Genomic DNA, 20,752 nt, shown 5'->3' with positions numbered 1-20,752 from the left:
TACCGAACACGGAAGTTAAGCTCTTCAGCGCCGATGGTAGTTGGGGGTTTCCCCCTGTGAGAGTAGGACGTTGCTAGGCACGCGAAGCCATTCCCTTTGGGGAGTGGCTTTTTTGTGGTTTCAGGGGAAATTTAATTGCATTAATGAGGAGATAATCCTGTTCATTTATTGCGTTACCTTTTTATCCACTATAATCAATCTTTCCCCGTGAACGCTCTATTCGCTGCGTTGACTGCTCTATTGGTGTCGCTGAGTGCTCTATTTCTACCTGTGACCGCTCTATCGGCCGCGCTAAGCGCTCTATAGCCTCCCGCAAACACTCATTGCCCCCCATTTACAAAGTTATTTAAGCTTTCAACTGCTTTGTGAAGGAACAAGTGGTATCATGAGTCCGATAGCTGATTATGATTGAAAAATTACGACGGCATATTATTCACTATATTCCAGCGTTTTATGTGGAACCTTTATAAGTATAAATAGTAAAGGAAGTGCAAGAAATGAGGAAAATACTTATTCCAATAGCGTGTGCAGGTCTCCTCATAGGCTGTACGCAAACCAAAGATGCTAAAACTGAAATGCCATCAACAGAAAATGAAGGTCCACTTGAAGCGCAAGACTTGAAAATATTAACTACTACTGAAGACGAGATTCGATTCGTTGTAGGTTGGTTGAATGAAACAACAATTATGTACGTGGATCATCATGCTACAGATGATCGTCTTCAATCGTTTAATTTGAAGACAGGGGAAATACATACTATATTTACGAGTTCTTCCATAATCTCTGAGGTGAAAATTCACTCTTCTGTTCCGCGACTACTCGTCAAAACAGCAAAAGATTCAACTGAAGCGATCATACATATACTCGATCATGATGGGAATGCATTAAATGAAGTGCTAGTAGAATCCTCAGAACTTGAGATTCAATGGAATGATATCGATGCTTCCCAAATACTGATCACAGCTTTTGCTGAAGATTGGAGTTATGACATTATGCGATATGATGCGAATGACGATACTTTGGTGGCAGTAGAACTTGCTGATCCATTTCCTGGCTGGCTAGGCAACGAAGAGCTGATATATATGGAAGATACGGACATATTGAAAGAATCATTATCTACTGGTGAGAAAACAACGCTCGCGAAAGATGTTAATCAGTTTTATTCAGCAGGTGGTCGAGTATTGATTGAAACGTTTGACGGTGAGCATATACGGTATTCCGTGCTAGATACGACGGGAGAACAGATGAACACATGGCTTGCAGAAGATGATTCATTTATGATGGAACAAGTTGTGTTTATGAATGAAAATACGCTGATGATGACTGTCACCAATCAAACCGAAATGATGCCGACGAGTTTTTTAGTAGAGATACAGGATGGCAAGGAAGTGATGCGCCAAGAGCTATCAGAAGGCGGCTCGCTTGATTGTAAAGGTAACAAGTGTCTAACAGGGTATAACTTGGATACGTGGATTGATGTAGAGACTGGTGAGGCTGTAAAGTGGTTGGAGATTGGTCCATTGGAATAAATCTAGCTATAAAAGGTAAGTGAGCTTGATCGAAGGATTTGGCTGACGAAGCACTCTCGAACCAAAAAAATAAGGACATCCCCGATAAAGGGGTGTCCTTATTTTTTGGAACTTATTTGTGTAATTGTGGTGGGTATCCTGAATATATAACAGTAGCAATCGTAAATCCTCCGATAACTACAACCGTTACCACATTGAAAACAATACTTAAAAGATTCCGCTCTTTAAAAGCTTGGACCGTTCCAAAGACTGCTAAAATTGCAATCAATCCAAAAATGATGACTAATAAATTCATTGAGTAGACACTCCTTTCAACATTGAAAAAATGAATGCCATAAAGCGATATTCCTCCTCTATTGTACTGTTAATGAAACGTTTTGTCGAGATTAAATAATGAACAATATTTGAAATTTGTGTCCATATTCATTAACATTAGACAAAGAGGTGAGATAAATGAGAGTACATATACATCCACTAGGTCCAATTCAGACGAATTGTTACATATTGGAAGACGAAAAAAAGAATTGTTTAATTTTTGATCCAGGCGAAGACGGCGAAGCTTTGCTTTATGAATTGCGAAAGCTATCACTGAAGCCTATTGCTATTATGCTGACACATGCGCACTTTGATCACATTGGTGCATTGGAAAAAATTCGTACTGCATATGATATCCCTGTATATTTGCATGTGGCAGAAAAGAAGTGGCTTGCAAATCCCGAGTTAAACGGCTCAGCGAAATATCCGGTACTGCCAGATGTTATTTGTAATCCAGCTGACATGCTACTTCATGATGAAAAATATTTAGAAGTAGGTCCTTTTAAGATGGAGACGCGTCACGTACCTGGACACTCTCCTGGAAGCGTTTGCTATATCTTTGAAGAGGATGGATTCGCAATCGTAGGGGATACATTGTTCCAAGGAAGTATCGGTCGTACGGACTTGCCAGGAGGCGACACAGAAACATTGCTTACAGCGATCCATGAACAATTATTGACACTCGACGACGAAATGTTGCTGTATCCAGGACATGGAGCTGCAACGACACCTGGAAGCGAAAAAGATCAAAATCCTTACTTGCATGGATTTTGATCAAAAGTAAAATAAACAAAAAACAGCTTTCCATTGAGGAAGCTGTTTTTTGTATGTACGGATTAGTGTCCTCCACCAGGTACGTGAATGAAGATTGAATAGTAACTGAAACCAACCATGAAGATCATCAGGTATGCTCCGAATAAGTAAATATACATACGCTCTGAAAGCTTCAAGTATCCAAGTAGAATAAAGAAGATAGTACCCGCGACCATAAGTAAAGAAGCTGGAATCATATTTCCTACATAGAACATTACAGCAAAAATACCTGACCAGAATCCTAAAAGTTTAAACATATTATCCATCTAAGAATCCCTCCTTCACAACATTACAATAAGCTCTTATCCATTATAATAGAACGTTAGCCTAAAAGTAAACTCCAATCGATTTTACATTGTGACAAAAGAGTGTACTTGTGTGTGCGGCTTTAGACAGTAGCTAGTTACAGTATAACAGAACATGAACTAAAATAATGTGAAAATTGATTTTTGGTAGCAAATTCTTGATAAGAAATAAGTTTTGACTGAATATTGACTATCAAAAATGAATTAACACAAATGTAGTGTGTTTTTAAACAATTTAATTCCCCTATATACTTCTTTCTAAGATGAAAAGTGGTCTTTTGTCGAATGGAGAAAGGAGAAAACTATGGAAATTGATAAGAACCCTATAGAAAAAACATGTTTACAACTGCTTGAGAAAGCGATTGAGTCTGAAGCGACGGATATTCACTTTGTTCCCACGACACAAGGATATGACGTAACCATTCGCAAGCACTCGTACTTTTCAAAGATCGGTGAGTATCCACATACATTAGGTGGCCGTTTAATTTCATTCTTAAAATTTTTATCTTCATTAGATATTAGCGAACAGCGTCGTCCCCAAAGCGGTTCCTTTCATCGATCATTCTTCGACTGTAACTTCTCTTTTCGCATTTCAACAATCCCATCTATTCAATTGAGAGAAAGTGTTGCCATCCGTATTCAAAAACATGACAAAATTGTCCCGCTAAATCAGTTGTGCTTTAATCCTGACTGGACTGAACAATTAGCCGAAGCCGCCGCATGCAAACAAGGGCTGTTTCTTGTCACGGGACCCACTGGTTCAGGTAAAACAACAACACTTTACTCGTTGACATCGCATTGTGTAAGCGAACTTAAGCGTCATGTCATTTCACTAGAAGATCCTGTTGAGAATAATCACAGTCATCTACTGCAAATCCAAGTGAATGAGCGTTCGGGTATTACATATTCTGCGGGTTTAAAAGCTATTTTACGACATTCACCTGACGTTATTATGATCGGTGAAATACGTGATGCAGAGACGGCTAAGATCGCTGTTGAAGCAGCACTGACTGGACATTTGGTTCTTAGCACCATCCATGCGAAAGATCCTGTCGGTTGCTTGTATCGTTTGCTAGATCTTGGCATTCATATGGAAGAACTTAGACAGACGATTATTGCAATATCCGCTCAACGCTTGATTACTCAACAGTCTGGAGAAACAGCAGCGGTTTTTGAGATACTACAAGAGTCAGATTTGCAATTAGCGACCGAAGCTATGGGTAACGGTCAACGGTTTATAACGCCATTTGATAAGAAAATCGAAGTACAGCAAGCTTTGTATGAAAAGGTTCCTTATGATTCGGAATAAAATAGTCAGTCAGTCTTCCAATAAAAAGTTAATAAAACCAGCAGAGTTTTTAGTGCGACTTTCCGTGTTAATACAAGAAGGCTATACATTTCACGAAGGCCTAATTTTGATCTTGCCCTACCATACAAAGGAATATGATGAGAAGCTACAACAAGTTGAAGATCAATTAAAGATGGGATATGGGGTTTCACATATTTTGAAGGGGTTAGGATTCGGTAATAGTATTATGCTACCCATTGTGATTGCGGAAGTAGATGGCAACTTGATACGCGCGTTGAAAGAAGTAGCGGACCGTGTCAATCGAAAAGCGGAAAAGCAAAAGCAGATTCGTAAACTACTAGCTTATCCGAGTGTGTTGTTTTCTTTCTTACTACTTTTATTAGTAGCATTCAGACAGTTTTTTCTGCCGAATTTTGAAGCGTTGACTGTAATGCGGGCGAATGAAGAAGGTGGACTCGTTCAACTATTGCCAAAGCTTGTGTCTTCCATACCAGATGTATTGTTAGTGCTAGCAGTTATTTTGGGAGTTGTTTTTTTGTTAAGCCGAATCTGGTTGAAAAGGTTGTCCCCATACGAGGCTTTACACTATATTTTGAAAGTTCCTGGACTGAAGACATTCTATAGTGAAATGAAAACTAGGGATTTTGCGAGTGAACTTGGTAGTTTACTGCAGTCAGGATTATCGATGCAAAGCGCCTTAGCGGTTCTGAATGAACAGACGGAAGACCCTATATTATCTGTTATCACAAACGAACTGAGTCAACAAATTATTTATGGAGAATCTTTGCATGAAGCTATCCGTTTAACTGACGGGCTGTCGCCGAGACTTGCAGATTTTGCGAAGCATGGCGCTGATACAGGCTATTTATCGAAGGAACTTATGCTCTATAGTGAACATACGACGAAACAGCTAGAAGAGCAGGCTAATAAATGGATTGCAATTCTACAACCCGCTCTATTTGGCGTGCTTGCCGTCTGTATCCTATTATCTTATTTATCTATTCTGCTACCGGTTTATAAAATGATCGACAGTATTTAAAAGGAGGAAAAATATTGCTGAAGAATGAAAAAGGTTTCACGTTAATAGAAATGATGATCGTGTTGCTGATCATTACTGTTTTAATTTTGATTGCAATCCCGAACGTCACGAAGCATTCCAAATCTATAGACGAAAAGGGCTGTGAGGCGTACGTGAAGATGGTAGAAGGTCAGGTGCAAGCGTATAAAATGGACAAGAAATTCGTCCCCACACTTACGGCGCTGACTACAGATGGCTATTTACCAGATAACCCTGCGTGTCCGAATGGTAATGCGATTACAATCGCTGGAGATGGTAAAGTCACGGCAACTAATGGAGGAGGTTAAACAAGCTATTGACGATCAGCGCGGCTTTACTTTTTTAGAACTTTTGCTTGTGTTATCTATTATGATGATTATAACAGCCGTTATTCTTCCCTTTAGTGAGAAACGCTTACAGAGAGTGACGGAAGAAGATGCGTTGCAATTATTCATCGCGACTGTTCATGAAGCACAATTATATGCTATTACACATAAGGAAAGAGTTAGTTTAAAGTTTTATGAAGGGGGGCAGAAATATACGGTCGAAACGAATGATTTTGTAGACATATTACATGGTGAACTTCCTTCGGGAATGCATAGGTCGAAAAATTCTCCGTTAAGACAGTTGGATTTCGCTGAAACAGGTTATTTGATTCGTACAGGAAAAATAACTATTAATACAGAAAGTAAAGGTCTTGTCACAATCTCATTCCAGTTTGAACGTGGGAGGATGATCGTCTATGAATGAAAAAGGACAATCGTGGCCTGAAGCTATGCTGTCTTTAGTAATTGTCATGGTCATTTTTGGTTCGCTTTTGCCCTTGGCTACCACATTGACGTCATCCGTGGCTGGGAAAAAGTCCGCGATGATTGCAGCACAGACCACATATCAAGCGGCTATACTGTTTAAATCTTCAGGACAAGCAACAGGACGGAGATCACATGAAGAATTACATTATGATTGGACCGTCCAAGATGGCCGAATTTGTGTAGTTTATGAAGTACAACAAGTCGCAAATCGTAAGTGTGTGAGTATATGAAACTTTGGAATGAAAAAGGCTATTCATTATTGGAAAGTATTATTCATTTACTCATATTCACTATGCTTATCCAATTAGCGGTGCTGTTTTTTTATTGGCAAACACCTATAGAAAAAGTATATCAAGGAGATCTGCTTGGTGAATGGGAACTGTTTTCTTTAGAGTTTCAGGAAGTATTAGAAGAAGTAACAGCAGTTACTGAAATAAACCCTACAATTTTATCTTTTCGAACTAAAAGAGGGGAAATTATTATACAACAATATAAGCAAATGATTCGAAAGGTGGTAGATGGCGACGGTCATGTTCCGCTGTTGATGAATGTAAAAACCTACGCATTCACAGTGAACGGTAGCGAATTGCAGATTGCTGTCGAAATGATGGATGGTAGGCGCAAAGAAAGGACGTTTGCGATTGGATTATATCAAGAATGAGAAGGGAGGATCATTTATTTTCGCGATTGTATTATTATTTTTCGTTAGTCTCTTTCTTTTCTCCCTCGTTTCATGGCATGATAGTATCTACAGAATATACGACTGGCTCGAAATCTATTATGAGCGTAAAGCAGTTGAATTAATGAAACGGGATGGATGAAAATGAAAAGGATTTATTTGGTAGGTTTCATGGGTTGTGGAAAAAGCGCAATTGGTAAACGGCTGCATACGCTGACTGGTATTCCGTTCTTTGATATGGACCATGAGATCTCAGAACATATGCAAATGACGATTCCTGAGATATTTGATCAGTATGGAGAACTGTACTTCCGACAATTGGAGACAGAATTCCTGGAGAAGTTTCCGGAAGAATATTGTATTGTAGCGACTGGTGGCGGTGTGGCAGTAAAGGAAGAGAATATTCGACTGATGCGAGAAACCGGTATCGTATTTTTTCTTAATGCATCATTTCGCGATATTTGGCGAAGAATCTCGACGGATGTCAATCGGCCGATCGTGCAACAATCTTCGCGTCAGGAATTAGAAGCACTGTATAAAAAGCGTAAACCAAAATATTTGAAGTCATCTCATTTTACAGTGGAGACGACGGGTAAGTCTTTGACGGATATTTCGGAGTATATTATCTTTCAAATCGAAAGATATCAATAATTACGGATAAAAGCGAATGATTTAGTTGTACATTAAACTATCATTCGCTTTTTTACTGTTATAAGAAATAGATTGCGCTTACTTCTATTAAATGTTAAGATATCAATGAAGAAAAATTAATTGAATCATGCGAATGATTGTATGGGGAGAGCGCGCATTAGGCGCCGCCGAAGGAGCAAGTAACGATTGTTATGAATCTCTCAGGTAACAAAACGCATACATGACGCATCTCTGGAGAGTGCTGAGTAATCAGCGGCCGAAGAAAGTATGGAAACTGTAAAGCTTTCAGGCAAAAGGACAGGGGTTCTCTTTCATAGGAGACCCCTGTCCTTTTTTTGATGAATTACCTACTGATCGTTTCTTGATTAGAACACAAAGGAGGAAACAGTTTGACGAATCCATTATTACGTACACCGTTATTTGAAAGTTACAAAGAGTACGGAGGTAAAACAATCGACTTTGGCGGTTGGGAGTTGCCTGTGCAGTTTTCTAGCATCAAGGCAGAACACGAAGCCGTTCGAACAAAAGCGGGATTGTTTGATGTTTCGCATATGGGAGAAGTGTTTGTTAGTGGTAGCGGAGCACTTGACTATTTGCAGAAACTTGTAACGAATGACGTTTCCAAACTGAAGATCGGCCAAGCGCAGTATACTGTGATGTGTAACGAGCAAGGCGGAACGATCGATGATTTCTTAATTTATAAATTAGAAGATGAACGCTATTTATTAGTAGTTAATGCATCCAATATTGAAAAAGATGTTGAGTGGATGGAAAAGCAGCAGACAGATAATGTTGTCATCGATAACCAGTCTTCGAACTATGCGTTACTCGCATTGCAAGGTCCTGAGGCGGAGACAATATTACAGAAACTAACAGATGAATCGCTTGAAAAGATCAAATTTTTCCGCTTTAAAGAGCATGTTCAAGTAGGCGGGGAAGATGTTCTTGTTTCACGTACTGGTTATACAGGAGAAAATGGATTTGAAATCTACGGTACACCTGAAGCCATCCAGAACTTGTGGTCAAAGATTTTGCAAGAAGGCAAAGAAGATGGTGTCGTACCTGCAGGTCTTGGTGCACGAGACACATTGCGCTTCGAAGCGGGGCTGCCACTATACGGTCAAGAGCTAAGAGAAGATATTTCTCCACTCGAAGCAGGACTTGGTTTCGTCGTGAAAGTGAATAAGGAAGAAGACTTCATTGGTAAAGAGGTACTGGTGAAGCAAAAAAAACAAGGCGTCGAACGTAAGCTTGTTGGACTCGAAATGATCGATAAGGGGATTCCGCGTACTGGTTATAAAGTATTTGCGGGCGACAAAGAGATCGGTGAAATCACAACTGGCACGCAGTCTCCTACATTAAAGAAGAACATCGGTTTTGCGCTAGTGTCTACAGAGTTCACTGAGCTCGATACAGAAGTTGAAGTAGAAATTCGCACGAAACGTCTGAAGGCAAAAGTTATTGCAACACCTTTCTATAAAAGATCATAAGTGAAAAGGGGTAAACTATTATGAAGCATCGTTATCTACCTATGACGGAGCAAGACCAGAAAGACATGCTTGAAACAATCGGAATTTCTTCCATCGATGAACTTTTTTCGGATATTCCCGAAAAAGTACGATTTAAAGGTGAATATAAGATTAAGCCTGCGAAATCCGAAACATCTCTTTTAAAAGAACTTGGACGTTTAGCTGCGAAAAACATCAACGCTCAAGACTATGCTTCATTCCTAGGAGCGGGAGTCTATGATCACTATCGTCCGATCATCGTAGATCATGTAATTTCACGTTCTGAATTTTATACAGCGTACACACCATACCAACCCGAAATTTCACAAGGTGAGTTACAGGCGATTTTTGAATTCCAGACGATGATCTGTGAATTGACAGGCATGGAGCTTGCGAACTCTTCTATGTATGATGGCGGAACAGCACTTGCGGAAGCGGGAACCCTTGCTGCAGGACACACACGCCGTAAGAAGTTACTAGTGTCTGCTACTGTTCACAACGAATCACACGCAGTAGTGAAGTCGTACGCTGACGGGCAATACATTGAAGTAGTAACGATTCCACATAATAACGGTGTAACTGATATCGATAAGCTTAAAGAATTGATTGACGATGAGACAGCAGCAGTGCTTGTTCAATACCCGAACTTCTACGGACAAGTAGAAGATCTTCAGGCAATCAGTGATATTGCACATGAAAACGGTGCATTATCGATCGTTTCAGCGAATCCCCTTGCTTTAGGACTCTTAACACCACCTGGAGCGCTTGGAGCAGATATTACTGTTGGAGACGCACAACCATTCGGCATTCCAGAGTCTTTCGGTGGACCACACTGTGGATATTTTGCTGTATCGAAAAAGTTGATGCGTAAAGTGCCAGGTCGTCTAGTCGGTGAAACGAATGATGATCAAGGTCGTAGAGGATACGTTCTGACTTTGCAAGCGCGTGAGCAGCATATTCGTCGTGATAAAGCGACATCCAATATTTGTTCGAATCAAGCGCTCAATGCTCTTGCAGCATCTGTTGCAATGACAGCCCTTGGTAAAGAAGGAATTAAGGAAATTGCGTATCAGAACATCGCGAAAACAGCTTACGCGAAACAAGCATTTGAAAAAGCAGGCTTCGAAGTGAAATTCGGTGCTGCTCATTTCAATGAACTCGTAGTAGATTGCAAATCACCGATTAAAGACGTTAACAAACGTTTGCTGGACCAAGGGATTATCGGTGGATACGATTTGAGTCTTGTCGACGAAAGTCTTGCAAACCACGCACTGATCGCGGTAACAGAACAACGTACGAAAGAAGAAATCGATGCATACGTGCAAGAATTGGAGGCTATCCATGCATAAGGAAAACCAATCACTCATTTTTGAAGTATCCAAACCTGGACGAATCGGTTATAGCTTACCTGAATTAGATGTACCTGAAGTAGATGTTGCGTCTATTTTATCTCAAGGTGTTATTCGCACAGAAGACGCAGAACTGCCGGAAGTATCTGAACTGGACATCATGCGTCACTACACTGCATTGTCTAATCGTAACCATGGAGTCGATACAGGATTCTATCCATTAGGTTCTTGTACGATGAAGTATAATCCGAAAATCAACGAAGCGGTTGCACGCTTCCCTGGATTCGCACGCGTTCACCCGTTACAAGACGAGTCTACGGTTCAAGGTGCGCTCGAAGTAGTGTACGATCTGCAAGAGCACCTAGCTGAAATCACAGGGATGCCACAAGTTACATTGCAACCTGCTGCGGGTGCACATGGTGAGTGGACGGCATTGATGATGATCCGTGCTTTCCATGAAGCAAACGGTGATACACAGCGTACGAAAGTACTTGTTCCTGACTCTGCTCACGGTACAAATCCAGCTTCTGCAACGGTTGCAGGCTTTGACACAGTGACAGTTAAGTCGAATGAAAAAGGCTTAGTTGATCTTGAAGACTTGAAATCAAAAGTAGGTCCCGATACTGCAGCATTGATGTTGACGAATCCAAACACACTGGGTCTTTTCGAGGAAGATATCTTGGAAATGGCGGCAGCAGTTCACGGAGTTGGTGGAAAGCTGTATTATGATGGAGCAAACTTGAATGCTGTTATGTCCAAAGCACGTCCTGGCGATATGGGCTTCGATGCGGTTCACTTGAACTTGCATAAGACGTTCACAGGTCCTCACGGTGGCGGTGGTCCAGGTTCAGGTCCAGTTGGGGTAACAGACGAACTCGCTGCATTCCTGCCAAAACCGGTTGTTGAAAAAGTAGATGATCGTTTCGTACTAAACTATGATGTACCACAATCTATCGGTCGCGTGAAGCCGTACTACGGAAACTTCGGTATTTACTTACGTGCATACACGTATATCCGCTCAATGGGTCCGGATGGCTTGAAAGCTGTTACTGAATATGCGGTACTCAATGCAAACTATATGATGCGTCGTCTAGAGCCCTACTTCGACCTTCCGTATACACAGCATTGTAAACATGAATTCGTCTTATCAGGCCGTCGCCAGAAGAAGCTTGGTGCGCGTACACTTGATATGGCAAAGCGCTTGTTAGATTTCGGATATCATCCGCCTACAATCTACTTCCCGTTGAATGTCGAGGAGGCTATGATGATCGAGCCGACAGAAACAGAATCCAAAGAAACATTGGATAACTTCATCGAAGCGATGATTCAAATTGCGAAGGAAGTAGAAGAGAATCCAGAAATCGTCCAAGAAGCACCGCACACAACTGTCATCGGTCGTTTGGATGAAACAAAGGCAGCACGTAAGCCTGTGTTACGTTATAAAAAAGAAGAGTCACCTGTAGAAGAAACTGTACAATAAATATATGAGAATGGAGCACCGTTGAAACATAGCGGTGCTCTTTAATTATTTTCCGGGTAATTTTATTGAACTTCAACATCGTGTAGGCTGGACGACTGACGAGTTATCTCATTGTTTTCAGAGGAATATTAGGAAGCTCTAGTGAATATAATTGAGAGCTATATACTGTCAAAGTACACTATGTTTTTTTCAATTGAACATGATGAAATTATAATCTCTACGTAGACAGTAGTAATAGTAATACTAGTAACTCACAGACTCTCTATCAAAATGAAAATTGTATATTATACGATAAACAATTGAGCGATGTCAACTAAAAATTTGAGAAATTTCTGATTACATGTTATACTATATAAGTACAAGTAATCGGGACTGCATTTGATGATCCTGCGCAGCTTATTCCAGCAAGGAATGGAGGGCGCTTTTTTGATTTTGAAAATTGGCTTGTTCCATTTAATTTAATAATTTTTTTAAAAAGCAGGTTGTAGCAGGGTGTCTTGATAAGACTAACTGTCAAGACGTGTATCAAAGAATTTAATAGGAGGAGAATGTCTAGTGAATTTGATTAACGAAGAAATAACTCATAACGTGTTTGGTGAAGGAAATATTGTGGAACACGAGGAATCATTCATCACCGTTGATTTTAACAAGGATCTTAAAAGATTTGTTTATCCCGATGCTTTTGAAAACTTTATTAAATTAAATGATCGAAGTATGGCAGAGTCATTAGAAAAAGTCTTTGTAGAAAGAAAAGCTGAAGAAAAAATTCTTGAGAAGAAACGAAAAGAAGAAAAAGCTGCTCAAAGATTAGAACAGCAACGTAGAGAAATACTCAAGAATCATAAAATTCATGAAAGCTCACAAATCGTTTTCTGGTTAGATTCAGAAAAGAAATCAGACATTTTGAATAGTTGGGAAATAACTACAGGCAACATTCAGAGTGGGAAGAACAAAGGTCTACCGAACCCTGTTACTCGTTTGCGCCCTAATAGTGCTGGTATTCTAACCGTAAGAACATCTGATCAAACCGAAACGGAAAGAATTATTTTAGGTCTTTTCATGGTTGATGATACATTTACAGGTACTATTGGGGAAGACGGATTGGTTCCTTACCACCCTGAATATAGAATCCGACTGACGGAAGAAGAATCTCAGAAAATGCTTTTCTGGAATTACTATAAAAATAAAAACTACCCAGAACGTACTTCATGGAATTCAGGAACATTCCGCTATTTTGATAATATTTGGACTGCTCAAATATTGCGAGATATCATTGCGTTGAAAACGGATGAAGAAGAAATCAAAGAAGCACAAAATTTCATGGACTACTTCTGTAGAATGAATGCGATTGACATGACAAATATTCCAGAAGCTGAAGGTGCACTGAACTCGTAACTAAAACAAGTTAAACGAGGCACTTTATGAATAGCTGAACAAATTAAAGCTGCCAGGTACGAGCACAGGATGACTGTGTTGGTACCTGGCAGCTTATTCATTTTCAAGAAATCATAGTCAAGATACAAGTCATTCCCGGTGTGCAGTGTACTATTTTGGATAGCAATACATACTAGTAGTCAATTCACATGAGCTTTTCTGATATAATTAAAGTTCAGACATAAACACCATACATGTTGCTTCTATGGTAAATAGCCATCATACATATACAGTAAATTAAAAACTAGTACCAGGGGGAATGGATCAAGATGCGAAATACAGTAACTGCGATGGACGTCGCTAAGCTGGCTGGCGTTTCACAGTCATCAGTTTCAAGAGTTTATTTTGAAGGTGCTTCTGTTTCGGATAAAACTAGGAAACGAGTTCTGAAGGCGGCAGCAGAACTTGGTTATCGTCCTAACGTATACGCGAGAAGTCTAATTACGAACCAGTCTAAAATTATTGGGTTGGTAATGAAAAATGTGCAAAATCCATTTTATGCGCATGTGTTGAAACGATTCAGCTCCATCTTTAAACAGCAGGGATACAGCATCTTATTTGTTTCAACAAATAATGATGAAATTCAAGATGAAGATGTGGAAACATTACTCAACTACAATGTAGCAGGTGTAATCGTGACGGATGCGACGATGTCACAAGAAGTAGGGGAAGAGTTCGAAAAAAGTCAAATTCCCATAGTATTCTTTAATAGAAAGCCGCGTAACAACGTCTATCATTCAATAAGTTGCAATAATTTACAAGCAGGTCGCTCTATTGCACAATTTTTATTAGCTACCGGATCAACTGAATTAGCGTTGGTGACAGGTAATGAAGATACGTCAACGAGCAGTGAACGAAAAAAAGGCTTTTGTGAAATACTCGATCAACAAAATATCCCACTCCGTACGTATAATTCAGACTACACTTACGAAGGTGGATATACTACGGCAATGACCATTTTAGAAGAAAATCAGTTACCTTCTGCAATTTTTGTTGCGAATGATATTATGGCGCTAGGACTACTGGATGCCTTTCGCAAGTATAAAGTTCTTATACCAGAACACACTAGGGTTATTGGATTTGATAATATCGCGATGACTTCTTGGCCTGCATATGAGTTAACTACATGGGAACAGCCAATAGAAGAAATGATCGAGAAAACAGTGACTTATCTGATGGATGAAGTCCAGTCCTATACGGGATTAGTCCGTACAATAGAAGTGGATGGAAAATTAGTTGAAAGAAAAACCACATAATTTCTTGGCTTTAATGAATAGTTGGACTAGGATTTTCATATAGAGTCTCTTGCATACGTATGCAAGATTATTTACTCTTACAAGTTCTACTAGTATAGATTAGTAAAATGTCTAAGGAATAATGTAAGCGGTTAAAAAATAGGAGGCGTACTCATGGTAAAAGTGATTAAAGCAGGTAAATCTCAAGAAGAAGTTTTAGCAAATGACACAAAGGTATCCGAAATCGTTGCAGGAGCTTTAAAAGATGTAGAAACTCGCGGTGACCAAGCAGTTAGTGAATTATCTGAGAAGTTCGATAAGTGGAGCCCTGAATCATTCAGATTGGGCGAATCGGAAATTAAAGATATCGTGGCACAAGTGCCTGATAGCGTCATTGAAGACATTAAGTTTGCGCAAACTAATATTAAAGCGTTTGCAGAAGCACAACTGGCTTCATTGCATGATGTTGAAGTGGAAAATATTCCAGGAGTTATTTTGGGGCATAAAAATATTCCTGTAAATAGTGTAGGTTGTTATATCCCTGGTGGCCGTTACCCGATGGTTGCATCAGCACATATGAGCGTGTTAACTGCGAAAGTTGCAGGAGTGAAACGAGTGATCGCATGTACACCACCGATTAATGGTGAAATTCCAAAAGCGACGATAGCGGCTATGTATTTAGCAGGAGCAGACGAAATTTACTTGTTGGGTGGCATTCAAGCGATGGCTGCAATGGCGATCGGGACAGAAACAATTGAATCTGTTGATATGATTGTCGGACCTGGTAATGCGTTCGTTGCAGAAGCGAAGCGTCAATTATACGGTCGTGTAGGAATAGACCTCTTTGCAGGTCCAACCGAGACATTAGTTGTAGCAGACCACACAGCAGATGCAGAAATGATTGCAATTGACCTTCTAGGACAAGGTGAACATGGACCAACGTCTCCTGGCGCATTGATTACGACTTCTGAAGAGCTTGCATATGAAACTATTAAAGAAATTGCGCGTCAATTGGAAACGCTTCCGACCGCAGACGTTGCAAGCGTATCGTGGGAAGACTATGGTCAAATATTGGTCGTGGATTCCATTGAAGAAGCTCGTGTAGAAGCGGATCGTTTGGCATTTGAACACGTAGAGATTTTAACGGAGAACCCAGATTACTTCCTTAAGAATATGACTAACTACGGTTGCTTGTTCTTAGGACCAGAGACAAACGTAGCGTACGGAGATAAAGTAATTGGAACAAATCATACATTACCGACTAAAGGGGCAGCTCGATACACAGGTGGATTGTGGGTTGGTAAATTCATCAAAACAGTAACTTATCAGAAGATCACAACACCTGAAGCTTCAGCCTATATCGGCGAATACGCAGCAAGACTTTGTCTATTGGAAAACTTTGAAGGGCATGCAAGACAAGCTCAACTTCGAGTAGATCGTTACGGAAAAAACTAAAGAGAACTTTTAAGGTAGCAAGGTAATTAGGAGGAATGACTATGTTAGGGATGATCGGCCTTTTTGGGGGACTTGCGATCTTGATCTTTTTGACAATGAAAGGGATGAACCTTCTTATTGCGGCGCCGATTACAGCGCTATTTATCGCAATTTTGAATGGAATCCCGCTGTTCCCACAGTTAGTAGAAGAAGGCGCGGTTAACTTCTTAACGAACTATATGGGCGGATTTACAGGATTTATCGCCTCTTGGTATTTGATGTTCTTGACAGGTGCAATATTCGGTAAAGTCATGGAAGACAGTGGCGGTGCTGATAGTATTTCAAAATGGATTGTCAGTAAAATCGGCATGAAGAGAGCGGCATTGGCTGTAGTTATAGCTTGTGCAGTGTTAACGTATGGTGGGGTGAGTTTGTTTGTTGTTGCATTCTCGGTATATCCGATGGCGCTCAGTCTCTTCAAACAAGCTGACTTGCCAAGAAGATTCATTCCTGCAGCACTGGCATTCGGTTCTACGACATTTACGATGACGTCTGCAGGATCTCCTGAAATCCAAAACTGGATTCCAATTGAGTTTCTTGGGACGACTCCATATGCCGGATGGGAAGTTAGTATTTTCGTAGCCGTCTTTATGTTCTTGTTTGGCTATTGGTGGTTGAAACGAATGATTTCAAAAGCTGTTGCCAATGGCGAGAAATTCATCTCAAGAAAAACAGATAAAGAAGTAGATATGAAAAGAGATCTTCCTAATCCAATTCTTAGCATGATTCCGTTGGTTGTTGTACTTGGTCTCACTTTACTTTTACACCAATCACTCGGAACGTCCGCACTGATCATCTCTTTAAGTGGTGGTATATTAGCAACATTCTTGCTGAATAAAAGATACTTCCAGAACTTTGGACATGCGGTTGGAGAAGGGGCAATGGGTGCAGTGATTGCGATCGCCAACACTGCAGCAGTTGTTGGTTTTGGTGGTGTAGTAAAGGCGACACCGGCTTTTGAAGCGGCGGTCAACGTGATGACGGATATACCAGGTAGCCCTCTGATCGGTGGGGCATTGGCAGTAGCGGTCATTGCCGGACTGACTGGATCTTCATCAGGTGGACAAGCTATCGCCTTGCCACTGCTAGCACCACATTATTTAGATTTAGGCGTCGATCCGGAAGCCTTGCATCGTACAGTTTCCATATCTTCAGGGTCACTCGATTCACTTCCTCAAGGTGGATATGTTGTAACGACGATCCGATCCATAGCAGGTGAAACGCATAAAGATGCGTACCCAGCATTTGGAGCATTGTCAGTTGTTGTACCTATACTTGGTGCTGCATTGGCAGTGATTCTATTCTCAATCGGACTATAAGAACATGAACCCAACGAGCCATAACTTGGTTTGTTGGGTCTCTTAATTTCCCAGGCAATGAAAAGGAGTGAATGAAATGAATGCTATAACGATTATAGGCTGCGGTACAATGGGCCACTCTATAGGACTGGCGGCTGCTTGGTCAGGTATTCCTGTTAGACTGGTTGGAATGAGCGAAGAGGATCTTGATACAGCACGAGCTGGGTTATATAGTAAGTTAGATACTATGATGGAAAACGATTTACTGGATGTAATTAAGATAGAAGAAATACAGAAATCCATCGAATTCACAACTTCCTTAGAAGAGGCAGTTGTTGACTCTAGTTTTATATTTGAAGTAATTCCTGAGCAAATTGAATTAAAACGGGAATTGTATAAAAAGTTAGAGCAACTCGTCAGTAAAACAAGCATTATTGCCAGCAACACATCTGGATTTAAACCTAGTGAACTAGCTAGAGAAATGAAGTATCCTAATCGATTCATCGTCACTCATTTCTGGAATCCGGCACATTTGATTCCACTTGTAGAAGTCGTAATGGGAGAGTATACAGACGACGAAACAGTAGAGTCGACAATGGAGTTACTCAGGTCGATGAATAAGAAGGCGGTACTGGTGAAAAAAGAAATCACAGGCTTTATAGGCAATCGCCTTCAATACGCATTGTTTAGAGAAGCGCAGTATTTATTAGACATTGGGGCAGCGTCGAAAGAAGACATAGATGCTGCAGTTACCTATAGCATCGGACGTCGTTTGCCTGTTACTGGACCTCTAATGACAGCGGATATGGGCGGACTGGATGTGTTTTCCGCCATCTCGGATTACTTGTTTAGTGACTTGAGTGTGGCTGAGCAATCAGGGGAAGCGGTCACTAGTCTCGTGGATGCGGGTCATTTAGGGGATAAAAGCGGACGTGGATTTTACGACTGGGATGAACAGACTTCGCACAAGATCAATAAAGAACGAGAACGCATGTTGATCGAATTCTTGAAGAATGATAAGAAGTTGGATGAGGAGGTAGAAAAATGAGCAGCTATTTCACTGAACTTGCAGGCAAGACGGTGATTGTTACCGGTGGAAGCAAAGGGATAGGAAAAGATATCGCGCGTACATTTGCGGAGCTTAAAGCGAATGTCATCGTTACTGGACGTGATAAAGAAGTTCTTCAAAAAGCAGTAATAGAGCTGCAGGAGCTGAATCCAAGATGTATGGGTATACCGGGAGATTTAAGCGATTTATCTGTAATCCAACAACTGATCGAGACCGTCGTGACGGAGTTTGGAACGATTGACGTGTTAGTTAATAACGCGGGAGTAAATATTGCGAAGCCTTCAATGGAAGTGACTGAAGCAGATTGGGATACCGTACTTGATTTGAATTTGAAGTCGGTGTTCTTTAGCAGTCAGGCAGCCGCACGTCATATGCTGAAGCAAAACAGCGGTAAGATCATTAATATCGCTTCACAAATGGCTTTCGTAGGTTATTACAAACGTGCAGCGTATTGTGCCAGCAAAGGCGGGCTAGTTCAATTGACGAAAGCGCTAGCGGTAGAGTGGGCAGAGCATGGTGTGACGGTCAATGCAGTAGCTCCTACGTTCATTGAAACCGAGTTAACAGAGAAAATGTTTGAGGATGTAGATTTTAAATCCGATGTAGAGAAGCGTATCTTGTTAAATGGATTGGCGAAACCGAAAGATATTTCAGGGGCGGTTCTATATTTGGCTTCTGATATGGCCGGTTTTGTTACAGGTGAAACCATTAAAGTTGACGGTGGATGGACAGCTATTTAATGAGTGCATCATTGTCATATAAAGAAGCGTCACTCGAGAGGAACCGAGTGACGCTTTTTGCTGTATATAATCAGTAAATATCTCGATCCCAAAAGCGTTGCTGGGTAATTGCGAGTATATACTCGTCGTTAAATGCAACATTATTTTTAGCGAGTACAATGCCCGGTCCTTTTTTTGCATCAGATGCTGCGAATAAAGAGTTTCCGGTTTTGGCTACACTGATCGGTTTATAATGCATAAATGCTTCATTAATATAATAGACATTATCCGAATTGAATTTCGCTTGATTCGCTGCGTTTCCACCTACTACATACAGAGAATCAAATAGCACCGGAGCTGTCGTTGAAAATGTTTCATTGACTTGAATCTCCAGTCCATTCTTACCTCTTACTGTACCCAGTTTTTCGCCAATCGTGTACGTCCACACGCCATACTTTGCTAAGTGTTCAATTGTAGATTTCACTACATCATCGTCAAAACCGTCGCCAATTAAAATGCCAACTTTCATGCTATATGGATAGCGAGCAGTGTTTTCCTGGCTCAGCGCAGGGGAGGATGCCGTCACATCCACTTGCTCACCCGTCGGCTTGTTGACTCCTACATTATTCGCTATTGCAGTAGCCATTTCCCGATCAACGTTTGAGAACATATCTACCACTTGTTGTCGAACACTTATACTATTCACTTTTCCTACTTCGAAGCTAAACGCGTTAATAATATGCTGCTTTTCGGGAGGCGACATACTGTTCCAGAACATTCGAGCTTGTGAAAAGTGGTCTTTGAATGATTCACTCCGTGCTTGAATGATACGGCCTTCTACTTTCTCAGCGTAATGTTCAAGACCGCCTTCTTTAGCCGTCGAAGTGGAAGGAGTGTTATTAGCGAGTGAATTTTTATGATAGCTAACTTTGCCGACATCAATCCGCTGACGATTGAACCCATTACGCTGGTTATTATGGAACGGACAGACTGCACGGTTAATCGGGATTTCAGCGAAGTTCGGTCCGCCTAGTCGGTAGAGTTGGGTATCTAAATAAGATAGTAGCCTTCCTTGCAAGAGTGGATCGTTGGTGAAATCTATTCCAGGCACTATATTACCTGGGTGGAAGGCAGCTTGCTCGGTTTCAGCGAAGACGTTCGTGACGTTTTGGTTTAATGTCATTTTCCCGATAATCTTAACTGGTACCATCTCTTCGGGCCAAAGCTTTGTAGCGTCAAGAATATCGAAATCAAACATGAATTCATCTTTTTCGGCAATCATCTGCACACCGAATTCATATTCTGCAAAATAGCCATTGTCAATACAGTCCCACAGGTCTTGACGTTGGAAGTCTGCATTTTTTCCTGCGATTTTCTGCGCTTCGTCCCATACTAACGAATGTACACCAAGTATAGGTTTCCAATGGAATTTTACGAATGTGGCTTTTCCTTTACTGTTAACGAATCGGAAAGTATGAACGCCAAAGCCTTCCATCATCCGCCAGCTTCTTGGAATGGTGCGATCGGACATTTGCCACATGACCATATGGGCGGACTCTTGATTGTTTGCTACGAAATCCCAAAACGTATCATGCGCTGAAGCGGCTTGTGGCATATCCGTATCAGGTTCAGGTTTAACCGCATGAACGAGATCAGGGAACTTCATGCTGTCCTGAATGAAAAATACAGGTAGATT

21 protein-coding genes, 1 rRNA gene and 1 riboswitch are annotated in these 20,752 nt (G+C 40.8%); of the genes, 19 read left to right on the top strand and 3 right to left on the bottom strand.

Annotated features, from left to right (window positions below; translation table 11 throughout):
* Positions 1–79: ribosomal RNA gene (gene rrf / locus Q7P97_RS15590) — 5S ribosomal RNA — on the top strand; the annotation flags it as partial.
* Between the two features lie 418 nt (positions 80–497).
* Entirely contained in the window at positions 498–1,529 is a 1,032-nt protein-coding gene (locus tag Q7P97_RS06570; protein WP_303968217.1) for a YqgU-like beta propeller domain-containing protein, read from the top strand.
* A 112-nt stretch (positions 1,530–1,641) separates the two neighbouring features.
* Here the strand turns inward: Q7P97_RS06570 and Q7P97_RS06565 are convergent, their stop codons facing one another.
* Positions 1,642–1,824, bottom strand: coding sequence for a DUF2759 family protein (locus Q7P97_RS06565; RefSeq protein WP_029054522.1), 183 nt, complete (start codon positions 1,822–1,824; stop codon positions 1,642–1,644).
* Between the two features lie 158 nt (positions 1,825–1,982).
* Here Q7P97_RS06565 and Q7P97_RS06560 point away from each other — a divergent pair, with 158 nt between their 5' ends.
* Positions 1,983–2,618, top strand: coding sequence for an MBL fold metallo-hydrolase (locus Q7P97_RS06560; RefSeq protein ID WP_303968210.1), 636 nt, complete (start codon positions 1,983–1,985; stop codon positions 2,616–2,618).
* Between the two features lie 62 nt (positions 2,619–2,680).
* On the opposite strand, the gene Q7P97_RS06555 is transcribed toward Q7P97_RS06560, so the two are convergent.
* A complete protein-coding gene (locus Q7P97_RS06555; protein WP_085426061.1) occupies positions 2,681–2,923 on the bottom strand; it encodes a DUF2626 domain-containing protein in 243 nt (80 codons plus the stop codon).
* 343 nt (positions 2,924–3,266) lie between these two features.
* Between Q7P97_RS06555 and comGA the strand changes: the two genes are divergently transcribed.
* The 16 genes from comGA (at position 3,267) to Q7P97_RS06475 (ending at position 19,077) form a co-directional block, all read left to right on the top strand.
* Complete coding sequence (gene comGA / locus Q7P97_RS06550; protein WP_303968208.1) at positions 3,267–4,271, top strand: competence type IV pilus ATPase ComGA; 1,005 nt, start codon at positions 3,267–3,269, stop codon at positions 4,269–4,271.
* On the top strand, positions 4,258–5,310 hold the full coding sequence (comGB, locus tag Q7P97_RS06545) for a competence type IV pilus assembly protein ComGB (protein WP_303968206.1): 1,053 nt from the start codon (positions 4,258–4,260) through the stop codon (positions 5,308–5,310). Before comGA ends, comGB begins: the two co-directional genes overlap by 14 nt.
* A 14-nt stretch (positions 5,311–5,324) precedes the next feature.
* Positions 5,325–5,636, top strand: coding sequence for a competence type IV pilus major pilin ComGC (gene comGC, locus Q7P97_RS06540; protein WP_303968202.1), 312 nt, complete (start codon positions 5,325–5,327; stop codon positions 5,634–5,636).
* Positions 5,623–6,078, top strand: a complete 456-nt coding sequence (gene comGD, locus Q7P97_RS06535; RefSeq protein WP_303968201.1) for a competence type IV pilus minor pilin ComGD — start codon at positions 5,623–5,625, stop codon at positions 6,076–6,078. The genes comGC and comGD overlap by 14 nt, the downstream gene beginning before the upstream one ends.
* Positions 6,071–6,370: a hypothetical protein gene (locus Q7P97_RS06530; RefSeq protein ID WP_303968199.1), complete on the top strand. Its 300-nt coding sequence runs from the start codon at positions 6,071–6,073 to the stop codon at positions 6,368–6,370. The genes comGD and Q7P97_RS06530 overlap by 8 nt, the downstream gene beginning before the upstream one ends.
* On the top strand, positions 6,367–6,801 hold the full coding sequence (gene comGF, locus Q7P97_RS06525; protein WP_303968196.1) for a competence type IV pilus minor pilin ComGF: 435 nt from the start codon (positions 6,367–6,369) through the stop codon (positions 6,799–6,801). The genes Q7P97_RS06530 and comGF overlap by 4 nt, the downstream gene beginning before the upstream one ends.
* Positions 6,802–6,963: 162 nt before the next feature.
* Positions 6,964–7,470, top strand: coding sequence for a shikimate kinase (locus Q7P97_RS06520; protein WP_303968193.1), 507 nt, complete (start codon positions 6,964–6,966; stop codon positions 7,468–7,470).
* A 133-nt stretch (positions 7,471–7,603) separates the two neighbouring features.
* Positions 7,604–7,696: riboswitch (glycine riboswitch) on the top strand.
* Positions 7,697–7,859: 163 nt separating this feature from the next.
* On the top strand, positions 7,860–8,960 hold the full coding sequence (gcvT, locus tag Q7P97_RS06515) for a glycine cleavage system aminomethyltransferase GcvT (protein ID WP_303968190.1): 1,101 nt from the start codon (positions 7,860–7,862) through the stop codon (positions 8,958–8,960).
* Between the two features lie 20 nt (positions 8,961–8,980).
* A complete protein-coding gene (gene gcvPA / locus Q7P97_RS06510) occupies positions 8,981–10,327 on the top strand; it encodes an aminomethyl-transferring glycine dehydrogenase subunit GcvPA (RefSeq protein WP_303968188.1) in 1,347 nt (448 codons plus the stop codon).
* Positions 10,320–11,807 carry an aminomethyl-transferring glycine dehydrogenase subunit GcvPB gene (gene gcvPB / locus Q7P97_RS06505; protein ID WP_303968185.1) on the top strand — a complete coding sequence of 496 codons (1,488 nt, stop codon included), beginning with the start codon at positions 10,320–10,322 and terminating at the stop codon, positions 11,805–11,807. The genes gcvPA and gcvPB overlap by 8 nt, the downstream gene beginning before the upstream one ends.
* Positions 11,808–12,362: 555 nt before the next feature.
* Positions 12,363–13,202, top strand: a complete 840-nt coding sequence (locus Q7P97_RS06500; RefSeq protein WP_303968183.1) for a malate synthase — start codon at positions 12,363–12,365, stop codon at positions 13,200–13,202.
* A gap of 308 nt (positions 13,203–13,510) precedes the next feature.
* Complete coding sequence (locus tag Q7P97_RS06495; protein WP_303968181.1) at positions 13,511–14,497, top strand: LacI family DNA-binding transcriptional regulator; 987 nt, start codon at positions 13,511–13,513, stop codon at positions 14,495–14,497.
* A 153-nt stretch (positions 14,498–14,650) separates the two neighbouring features.
* Entirely contained in the window at positions 14,651–15,931 is a 1,281-nt protein-coding gene (gene hisD, locus Q7P97_RS06490; RefSeq protein WP_303968178.1) for a histidinol dehydrogenase, read from the top strand.
* Between the two features lie 41 nt (positions 15,932–15,972).
* Entirely contained in the window at positions 15,973–17,289 is a 1,317-nt protein-coding gene (locus tag Q7P97_RS06485; protein WP_303968174.1) for a GntP family permease, read from the top strand.
* Positions 17,290–17,365: 76 nt separating this feature from the next.
* Positions 17,366–18,316: a 3-hydroxyacyl-CoA dehydrogenase family protein gene (locus tag Q7P97_RS06480; protein ID WP_303968171.1), complete on the top strand. Its 951-nt coding sequence runs from the start codon at positions 17,366–17,368 to the stop codon at positions 18,314–18,316.
* On the top strand, positions 18,313–19,077 hold the full coding sequence (locus Q7P97_RS06475) for an SDR family NAD(P)-dependent oxidoreductase (RefSeq protein WP_303968169.1): 765 nt from the start codon (positions 18,313–18,315) through the stop codon (positions 19,075–19,077). The genes Q7P97_RS06480 and Q7P97_RS06475 overlap by 4 nt, the downstream gene beginning before the upstream one ends.
* A 70-nt stretch (positions 19,078–19,147) precedes the next feature.
* On the opposite strand, the gene Q7P97_RS06470 is transcribed toward Q7P97_RS06475, so the two are convergent.
* Positions 19,148–20,752, bottom strand: a 1,605-nt coding sequence (locus Q7P97_RS06470; protein ID WP_303968167.1) for a catalase, incomplete at its 5' end; no start/stop codon positions are given.

The sequence above is a fragment of the Sporosarcina ureae genome (assembly GCF_029267015.1).
Classification (GTDB): Bacteria; Bacillota; Bacilli; order Bacillales_A; family Planococcaceae; genus Sporosarcina; species Sporosarcina ureae_D.
This window is presented reverse-complemented; position numbering and strand designations above follow the sequence as displayed.

Bases quoted from the DNA above. Each gene is read 5' to 3' on its own strand.
- Q7P97_RS06570 (WP_303968217.1), top strand. From the start codon at position 498: ATGAGGAAAATACTTATTCCAATAGCGTGTGCAGGTCTCCTCATAGGC.
- Q7P97_RS06565 (WP_029054522.1), bottom strand. From the start codon at position 1,824: ATGAATTTATTAGTCATCATTTTTGGATTGATTGCAATTTTAGCAGTC.
- Q7P97_RS06560 (WP_303968210.1), top strand. From the start codon at position 1,983: ATGAGAGTACATATACATCCACTAGGTCCAATTCAGACGAATTGTTAC.
- Q7P97_RS06555 (WP_085426061.1), bottom strand. From the start codon at position 2,923: ATGGATAATATGTTTAAACTTTTAGGATTCTGGTCAGGTATTTTTGCT.
- comGA (WP_303968208.1), top strand. From the start codon at position 3,267: ATGGAAATTGATAAGAACCCTATAGAAAAAACATGTTTACAACTGCTT.
- comGB (WP_303968206.1), top strand. From the start codon at position 4,258: ATGATTCGGAATAAAATAGTCAGTCAGTCTTCCAATAAAAAGTTAATA.
- comGD (WP_303968201.1), top strand. From the start codon at position 5,623: ATGGAGGAGGTTAAACAAGCTATTGACGATCAGCGCGGCTTTACTTTT.
- Q7P97_RS06530 (WP_303968199.1), top strand. From the start codon at position 6,071: ATGAATGAAAAAGGACAATCGTGGCCTGAAGCTATGCTGTCTTTAGTA.
- comGF (WP_303968196.1), top strand. From the start codon at position 6,367: ATGAAACTTTGGAATGAAAAAGGCTATTCATTATTGGAAAGTATTATT.
- Q7P97_RS06520 (WP_303968193.1), top strand. From the start codon at position 6,964: ATGAAAAGGATTTATTTGGTAGGTTTCATGGGTTGTGGAAAAAGCGCA.
- gcvPA (WP_303968188.1), top strand. From the start codon at position 8,981: ATGAAGCATCGTTATCTACCTATGACGGAGCAAGACCAGAAAGACATG.
- gcvPB (WP_303968185.1), top strand. From the start codon at position 10,320: ATGCATAAGGAAAACCAATCACTCATTTTTGAAGTATCCAAACCTGGA.
- Q7P97_RS06495 (WP_303968181.1), top strand. From the start codon at position 13,511: ATGCGAAATACAGTAACTGCGATGGACGTCGCTAAGCTGGCTGGCGTT.
- hisD (WP_303968178.1), top strand. From the start codon at position 14,651: ATGGTAAAAGTGATTAAAGCAGGTAAATCTCAAGAAGAAGTTTTAGCA.
- Q7P97_RS06485 (WP_303968174.1), top strand. From the start codon at position 15,973: ATGTTAGGGATGATCGGCCTTTTTGGGGGACTTGCGATCTTGATCTTT.
- Q7P97_RS06480 (WP_303968171.1), top strand. From the start codon at position 17,366: ATGAATGCTATAACGATTATAGGCTGCGGTACAATGGGCCACTCTATA.
- Q7P97_RS06475 (WP_303968169.1), top strand. From the start codon at position 18,313: ATGAGCAGCTATTTCACTGAACTTGCAGGCAAGACGGTGATTGTTACC.